The sequence below is a fragment of the Ramlibacter sp. genome (genome assembly GCF_035706265.1).
Taxonomy (GTDB): Bacteria; Pseudomonadota; Gammaproteobacteria; order Burkholderiales; family Burkholderiaceae_C; genus Ramlibacter.
Window position 1 is genome coordinate 1 of the sequence record NZ_DASSVG010000522.1, and the last position, 6512, is coordinate 6512.

Below are 6512 nucleotides of genomic sequence, written 5' to 3' on the forward strand. Positions count from 1 at the left end.
CACAGGGCGCGGTGCTCAAGGCCGTGCCGCCGCCCTTCGCGCGCGATCCGGCGCCGGCCTGGAACCGGCTGTTCTACGGCCGCATCGGCGAGCGGCTCGCCGAACTGGCCGCCAGTGAGGAACGGCGTGCGCTGGTCAATCCCGCCTTGCGCGCGGCCGTCGATGCGCTCGAAGCCTTCGGCCCGCCGGTCGAGGCCGAACTCGCCGCCCTGCGCGAGGAGACCTGGTCGCGTGCCGGGGCGGTATTCCGCGAGGTCGACCTGCTGCTCACCCCCACGCTGCCGGTGACCGCGCTGCCGGTGGGCGTGGACGTTCCGCCCGGGCACGACGGCCGCAATGCCGTCGACTGGTCCTACTTCACCTATCCCTTCAACCTCACCGGCCATCCGGCGGCCTCGTTCCCGGTGGGATGCGACCGCGCGGGCCTGCCGATCGGGCTGCAGATCGTCGGTCCCCTGGACGGCGAGGCCGCGATCCTGCGGGTGGCCGCCGCGCTCGAGAAGCTGCGCCCGATCGCGGCACCGCGGGTCCAAAGTCCGAACGCCGGGGCATGAAGTCGCGCCAGCCCGCCAGCAGCCCATGATCAAGGACCTCTGGTACAAGAACGCGGTCATCTACTGCCTGCACGTCGGGACCTACATGGACTCGAACGGCGACGGCATCGGCGATTTCGAGGGGCTGTCGCGTCGGCTCGATTACCTGCACGGCATGGGCATCAACTGCCTGTGGCTGATGCCGTTCCAGAAGTCGCCGCGCAAGGACGACGGCTACGACATCAGCGACTATTACCAGGTCGATTCCTGCTTCGGCACCCTGGGCGACTTCGTCGACTTCACCCACGAGGCCAAGCAGCGCGGCATCCGCGTGATGATCGACCTCGTCATCAACCACACCAGCAACGAGCATCCCTGGTTCCAGGAGGCCCGCAAGGACCGGGCCTCGAAGTACCGCGACTTCTACGTCTGGTCCGACACCAAGCCGAAGGACGCGGACGAGGGCATGGTGTTCCCGGGCGTGCAGAAGACCACGTGGACGCGCGACCCGGTGGCGGGCCAGTACTACTTCCACCGCTTCTACGAATTCCAGCCGGACCTGAACACGCAGAACCCGATGGTGCTGGCGGAGATCCGCAAGATCATGGGCTTCTACCTGGAGCTGGGCGTGTGCGGCTTCCGCATGGACGCGATGCCCTTCGTGATCCAGACCAAGGGCCCGGAGATCCGCAGCCGCGAACGCTACGAGATGCTGCGCGAGTTCCGCGAGTTCCTGCAATGGCGGCGCGGCGACGCGATCATCCTCGCCGAGGCGAACGTCGAGCCGAAGAACAACGTGCACTACTTCGGCGAGGACGGCGACCGGCTGCAGATGATGTTCAACTTCTGGGTCAACCAGCGCGTCTTCTACGCGCTCGCCACCGGCGACGCCAGGCCGCTCGCCAAGGCCCTGGAGCAGACGCGCGGGCGGCCGGAGAACGCGCAGTGGGGCCACTTCCTGCGCAACCACGACGAGCTCGATCTCGGCCGTCTCACCGAGGAGCAGCGCCAGGAGGTGTTCGATGCGCTCGGCCCCGACAAGAACATGCAGCTGTACGGCCGCGGCATCCGCCGGCGGCTGGCCCCCATGCTGCGCGGCGACCGGCGCCGGCTGGAGCTGGCCTACAGCCTGATGTTCACGCTGCCCGGCACGCCGGTGATCCGCTACGGCGACGAGCTGGGCATGGGAGACGACCTGGAACTGCCCGAGCGCAATGCGGCGCGCACGCCGATGCAGTGGTCCACCGAGCCGCAGGCCGGCTTCACCCGCGCGGACAAGCCGGTGCTGCCGGTGATCGGCCAGGGGCCGTACGGCTTCCAGAAGATCAACGCCGCCGACCAGCGCCGCGACAGCAGCTCGCTGCTGAACTGGACGGAGCGCATCATCCGCATGCGCAAGGAGGTGCCGGAGGTCGGCTGGGGCAACTTCACCGTGCTGGAGACCGGCAACGACGGCGTGCTGGCGCTGCGCTACGACTGGCGCAACAACGCGGTGGTGATGGTGCACAACTTCCTCGACGAGGCGACGGAGATCCGGCTGCGGTCCGTGGACGGCAAGGGCCGCCAGCTGATCAACCTGCTGACGCAGGACCACAGCCAGGCCGACGGCCGCGGCGTGCACCGCATCGTGATGGAGCCCTACGGCTACCACTGGTACCGCGCGGGCGGGCTCGGCTACCTGCTGGATCGCACGAGCGCCTGAGCGGGCGCGGCCCGCGCATCGCTCGCGCGTGGAAGCGCGTCGGTCAGCGCTTCTTCAGGCCTTGGACAACCTGCGCTCGGCGAGCAGGTGGGCCACGCGGCGCGGCCCGCCTTCGACTGCCTCCACCAGGTCCAGCCGCGCATAGCGGAAGGCATCCAGCACCGCGAGCATGTCGTCGCCCACCGCCGGATCGAGCCCGCGCAGGGTGGCCAGCGGCAGCGGCCGGTTGCTCCAGACCGCCGACAGGAAGACCAGGATGTCGCGGGTATGGCGGGCATCGCGTTCCTCGGCCAGGCGCAGCAGCCGGTCGAACGCGGCCAGCCCCTGCTCGGTGGCCTCGTGCGAGCGCATCTCCTCGCCCAGCATCCGGGCGCGTTCCAGCAGCGTGCCTTCGTGGTCCACGCGCATGCGGTCGCCCCGGCCCACCACCAGCTGCACGCGGTTGATGCGCTCCAGGCTGGCGCGGTGGCGCCGCTCGCGTTCGACCTTGTCCATGGCGCTCCCCTTGGTCGCGCCGGCGGCTGGCGCCCGCCGGTCCTGCGCTTTCTACTGCAGGAAGCCGGCGCGTGTTAAGAGGACATTCGCGGGGCAGGCGGCGCGAACGTGTTGCCGGCGGCGTACCCTTGCCGCCACATCCCGGGCCCGCAACCGGCCTGCGGGCTGGTCAGGATCCCCATGGTCGGGTACCGTGGCAGGTCGCACCGGGAGCATCCATGGAATTCCTCAGCAACCTGCACACCGACGTCAAACTGCTGCTCGTCGCCGGCGCGCTCGCCCTGCTGGCCGCCCTGGTGAGTGCGACCAAGAAGAACGAATACCGCTACATGACGGTGTTCTCGCTCGTCATGCTGGCCGCCGGCTGGCGCTTCTACGCGCACGAGCGCGAGGCCGAAGCGCAGCTCCAGGCGGAAACGCGCGCCAGTGCGCGCGCCGAGGCGCCGGCCGATGCCGCGCCGCGCAGCGGCAGCACGCGCACCAAGCTGCCGGCGCGCTGAGGCCGCGCGCGGCGCTGCCGCCGCGGCTTACAGCCCGTGGTGGCAGTTGCCGGCGATGCCCTTGGGCGTGTCGGTGGTGCTGGTGGGCACCCCGTCGTCGACACCCAGCGCCGTTTCCTGCACGCCGCCCCCTGCGGGGAGTTGCGTGCTGCGCTGGGCCACCGGCAGCGGCGCGCCGCTCTGCTTGGCGCCATCGAGCTGCGGCGCCATCGAGGGAGTGGTGAGCAGGGTTCCCGCCAGCGCGAGGCCGCCGAACACGGCGAACGCGGTGGCGCCGGCCCAGCGCGGCCGCGCCGAGGACGGCCCCGGTGGCTGCGCGACCCCGCCGGCTTCCAGTTCAGGGTGCTGTTGACGAACGAGGTAGCACATTGCGAGCTCCTTCGACATCGGGGCCGCTAGTATGGACCTGCCGTGCCCGGATGCAAGGCGTTCGTGTTACACGCCCGGCGGCATTCAGGCGCGGCGCAGGGCGGCCGGGGCGCCGGCGGCGTTCAGCGCAGCTGCGAAGGCCGCGGGCGCTGCACGCGCGGCTCGGGCGGGAAGGTGAGGGTGGTGAGCTCGGAGGCAGCGAGGTCATAGGCCGCCCGCCGGTCCGCGATCTCGCCGACCAGCCGGCGCAGGCCCACGAGCAGCACGCCGATGGCGAGGACCATGGCGGTGGCCAGCAGCGGACTGTAGGCGATGGCGCGCATGCCCAGCATCGCGAGCACGGACGCACAGGCCAGCACGGCGAGTGCGGCCAGGCCCGCCAGAAGCTTCAGGAGCGCGGTCTCGGGGGTGTGTCTGCTGTGGAACATGTCGACCTCCGTAACTGTTGTAGCCGCCCGGCTGGGCCATGACAAGATGCCATCGGCACCCACCTACCCCAATGGAGGTTTGGCAGCAACAGTCGGGCACGGGATGGCGTGTGCCAGTTCACGGTCGGCAGGTTGTGGCGCCGGATCTCGGGAAAACCCGGATGGCACAAGCGACATTCCGGCGCCCAGGCACGCGCTCCGCACGTGCCGTACATTGGCCATCCCGTTGCGCCGCGGCCGTGCGCCGCGAATGGAGGGGACATGGCCAGGAAACTCGTGCTCTTGCTGCTGCTGGCGCTCGGCGCCTGCACCGCCCTGCCGACGGCACAGCGCGTGCCCTCGCCTTGCGATGCCGGCGAAGCCAGCTACGCGTGCCAGGTCGAGCGCTATCACAACATCTCGGGTTGATGCGCGCAGCCCCGCGCGGGGTCCGTCGTGGGGGTGGGGTCCGGAGGCCTTGCTGTCCGGGGGCTGCGTGGGGGAGAGGGCGGAGAGACCGGGGTTGCGGCTGGGGCGGCGCGGGGACGCCGGGCGCTAGCGCGTGCGGGCGCGCTCCCGTGCCGGGGCCCGCGTGCTGGCCGCGAACAGTTCCGAAGGCGTGGGCAACTGCTCCAGGGCTGCCGGCGCGGTGGCCGAGGTGTCCATCTGCGTCGGCAGCGCGGGGAACGCCTGGCGCAGGCCCTGGCGCGAGAGCAGCTGGTGGGTCTTGCAGCGGACGCAGAAATAATGGCGACGACCGGGCACGAACCGCATCCAGAAGGATCGGTTCAATCGCACCAGGTAGGCCACGCCGCAGTCGCACAAGCTCAGTCTCATGTCGCTCTCCCCACAAGCTTGAAAGAAATGTTACGGACGAGACGTTTCGGGACCAATGGACGAAAGTGCCTTTTACATGGCCCGTCTGTCGGTTCGCTGCCGGACAGCGCGGCCCGGACTGCTCCAAAATCGTCCCCAGGAGAGGTCCATGCCGACAAAAGTTTTCACCAGCGGCCGGATCCGCAAGGCGGACTACGACCCCGCGTCGCGCCAGCTCGAGCTGCACTGGGAAGATCGTTCCGTGCTCGCCTACAAGCACGTGCCCGAGGAGGTGTTCCGCCGCCTGTGCAGCGCGCCCAATCCCGCCACCTACTGGGAAGACCGGATCGCGGAGGAATATCCCAAGGGCACGCCGCGCGCCCGGCCGCCCGCGGCCGATGGCGGCAAGACCTTGCGCGACCTGTTCGGAGGCGATCCCGAGTGAGGAGTGTTAACGGGCCCGCACGATGTCACCATGCGTTGCGGTGGGGGCGGCACCTTCGGGCATTCATCCGCGTCGCCTGGGCGGACTAGGCTGGTCCGCAGCCAGGGAGAAGTCCATGCCAGAGAACCGACGCGCCGTCGCCGTGGCGCTGGCCACCGCGCTGCTGCCGCTCGCCACCCGGTCCCAGGGCGAGCCCGACGACCATCCCGCACGGTGCTGCGCGGGGCAGGTGGACACCTACCGCAACTACACGCTCCAGGCGCTCGCGGGCTGCTCGCGCTGGGTGGAGGTGCGCTATCGCGAGAGCATCTCCATCGTCGACGGGCAGAAGCTGCGCGGCTGCATAGACAACGGCACCGTGCAGAGCCGCAAGCTGCTGCAGACCGCGCTGCGGGGCGTGCGCAGGAAGGGCGCGCGCGAGGCCTTGCGGAGCTACCAGTCCGCCTTCGAGGGCGCGCTCGCCGGCGTCGAGCCCACCGTGGACGAAGCGGCGGCCGCCTACGACCAGCGCCAGATCTCGCTGCGTCACCTGCTCGCGCACGCCTGGACGCGCTACGAGCTCGAAGAGGTCTGAGCCTGCTCAGTCCCCGCGCGTGCGCTGTGTCATGAGCGCCGCCAGGCATTGCGCGAGGTCCTGCGGATGCAGCATCGCCTCGCGCGCGAGCCGCGCGGTGGCGTCCTGGTGCAGGGTGGCGCGCAGGCGCGGCGCGTGCGTGAGCGCCTCCCACACCGGCTGCAGTTGCGCCTCCTCGGGCGCCGCGCCTTCGGCGAGGGCGCGCGCATAGGCGAGGCTCGCCGGTTCCGCCGCGAGCACGGCCTTGCTGGCCGCGGCCAGCCACTGCGGCTTCGCTTCGGTCGCCGCCGTGCAGCAGTAGATCACGTGCGCGGGCAGGCCGCGGGCGGGTGGCTGCAAGGCGCGCAGCGACGCGCCGGCGATGCGCGCGGGCCCGTCGGCGCTGGCGAAGTCGTAGGCCCGTGACGGCTCGGCGTGCGCCAGCCGCTGCAGGCCGCGGTGCAGGCGCGAAAAGTCGGAGCTGGCGGCGGCCGGCGAAGCCTTGACTTCGGCCAGCAGCAGGAGCTGCGGCCCGCACGCGATCGCCGCATCCCATTCGTCCTTCGCCTTGCCGCGCTCGCCGGGAAAGCCGGCCGGCGGCCGCAGGCCGCGCAGCACGCGCCAGGCGCCGGGCGCGTGCGACTGCAACAGCGCCGCCATCTCGTGGAAGGCCTCGATCGTGGCGCGCTCGG

The 6512-nt window shown here is 70.8% G+C and carries 10 protein-coding genes and 1 pseudogene; 6 read left to right on the forward strand and 5 right to left on the reverse strand.

Annotated features, from left to right (window positions below; translation table 11 throughout):
• Positions 1-554, forward strand: a 554-nt coding sequence (locus VFM98_RS18660; RefSeq protein WP_325111397.1) for an amidase family protein, incomplete at its 5' end; no start/stop codon positions are given.
• 25 nt (positions 555-579) lie between these two features.
• The gene (locus tag VFM98_RS18665; protein WP_325111398.1) at positions 580-2235 is read left to right on the forward strand and encodes an alpha-amylase family protein; all 1656 of its coding nucleotides are present in this window, start codon (positions 580-582) and stop codon (positions 2233-2235) included.
• A 54-nt stretch (positions 2236-2289) separates the two neighbouring features.
• Here the strand turns inward: VFM98_RS18665 and VFM98_RS18670 are convergent, their stop codons facing one another.
• Entirely contained in the window at positions 2290-2730 is a 441-nt protein-coding gene (locus VFM98_RS18670) for a DUF7673 family protein (protein ID WP_325111399.1), read from the reverse strand.
• Between the two features lie 218 nt (positions 2731-2948).
• Between VFM98_RS18670 and VFM98_RS18675 the strand changes: the two genes are divergently transcribed.
• Positions 2949-3230, forward strand: coding sequence for a hypothetical protein (locus VFM98_RS18675; protein WP_325111400.1), 282 nt, complete (start codon positions 2949-2951; stop codon positions 3228-3230).
• A gap of 27 nt (positions 3231-3257) precedes the next feature.
• On the opposite strand, the gene VFM98_RS18680 is transcribed toward VFM98_RS18675, so the two are convergent.
• A complete protein-coding gene (locus VFM98_RS18680) occupies positions 3258-3599 on the reverse strand; it encodes a hypothetical protein (protein WP_325111401.1) in 342 nt (113 codons plus the stop codon).
• Between the two features lie 122 nt (positions 3600-3721).
• The gene (locus VFM98_RS18685) at positions 3722-4027 is read right to left on the reverse strand and encodes a hypothetical protein (protein WP_325111402.1); all 306 of its coding nucleotides are present in this window, start codon (positions 4025-4027) and stop codon (positions 3722-3724) included.
• Positions 4028-4288: 261 nt separating this feature from the next.
• Between VFM98_RS18685 and VFM98_RS18690 the strand changes: the two genes are divergently transcribed.
• Entirely contained in the window at positions 4289-4435 is a 147-nt protein-coding gene (locus tag VFM98_RS18690; protein WP_325111403.1) for a hypothetical protein, read from the forward strand.
• A gap of 126 nt (positions 4436-4561) precedes the next feature.
• Here VFM98_RS18690 and VFM98_RS18695 read toward each other — a convergent pair whose 3' ends face one another.
• Positions 4562-4843, reverse strand: a complete 282-nt coding sequence (locus tag VFM98_RS18695) for a hypothetical protein (protein WP_325111404.1) — start codon at positions 4841-4843, stop codon at positions 4562-4564.
• 148 nt (positions 4844-4991) lie between these two features.
• Between VFM98_RS18695 and VFM98_RS18700 the strand changes: the two genes are divergently transcribed.
• Both VFM98_RS18700 and VFM98_RS18705 read left to right on the forward strand, forming a co-directional pair.
• Positions 4992-5267, forward strand: a complete 276-nt coding sequence (locus VFM98_RS18700) for a KTSC domain-containing protein (RefSeq protein ID WP_325111405.1) — start codon at positions 4992-4994, stop codon at positions 5265-5267.
• A gap of 115 nt (positions 5268-5382) precedes the next feature.
• Positions 5383-5841, forward strand: coding sequence for a hypothetical protein (locus VFM98_RS18705; protein ID WP_325111406.1), 459 nt, complete (start codon positions 5383-5385; stop codon positions 5839-5841).
• Between the two features lie 6 nt (positions 5842-5847).
• Here the strand turns inward: VFM98_RS18705 and VFM98_RS18710 are convergent.
• Positions 5848-6512: pseudogene (locus VFM98_RS18710) on the reverse strand (hypothetical protein); the annotation flags it as partial.

Bases quoted from the DNA above. Each gene is read 5' to 3' on its own strand.
- VFM98_RS18670 (WP_325111399.1), bottom strand. From the start codon at position 2,730: ATGGACAAGGTCGAACGCGAGCGGCGCCACCGCGCCAGCCTGGAGCGC.
- VFM98_RS18680 (WP_325111401.1), bottom strand. From the start codon at position 3,599: ATGTGCTACCTCGTTCGTCAACAGCACCCTGAACTGGAAGCCGGCGGG.
- VFM98_RS18695 (WP_325111404.1), bottom strand. From the start codon at position 4,843: ATGAGACTGAGCTTGTGCGACTGCGGCGTGGCCTACCTGGTGCGATTG.
- VFM98_RS18705 (WP_325111406.1), top strand. From the start codon at position 5,383: ATGCCAGAGAACCGACGCGCCGTCGCCGTGGCGCTGGCCACCGCGCTG.
- VFM98_RS18700 (WP_325111405.1), top strand. From the start codon at position 4,992: ATGCCGACAAAAGTTTTCACCAGCGGCCGGATCCGCAAGGCGGACTAC.
- VFM98_RS18690 (WP_325111403.1), top strand. From the start codon at position 4,289: ATGGCCAGGAAACTCGTGCTCTTGCTGCTGCTGGCGCTCGGCGCCTGC.
- VFM98_RS18675 (WP_325111400.1), top strand. From the start codon at position 2,949: ATGGAATTCCTCAGCAACCTGCACACCGACGTCAAACTGCTGCTCGTC.
- VFM98_RS18665 (WP_325111398.1), top strand. From the start codon at position 580: ATGATCAAGGACCTCTGGTACAAGAACGCGGTCATCTACTGCCTGCAC.
- VFM98_RS18685 (WP_325111402.1), bottom strand. From the start codon at position 4,027: ATGTTCCACAGCAGACACACCCCCGAGACCGCGCTCCTGAAGCTTCTG.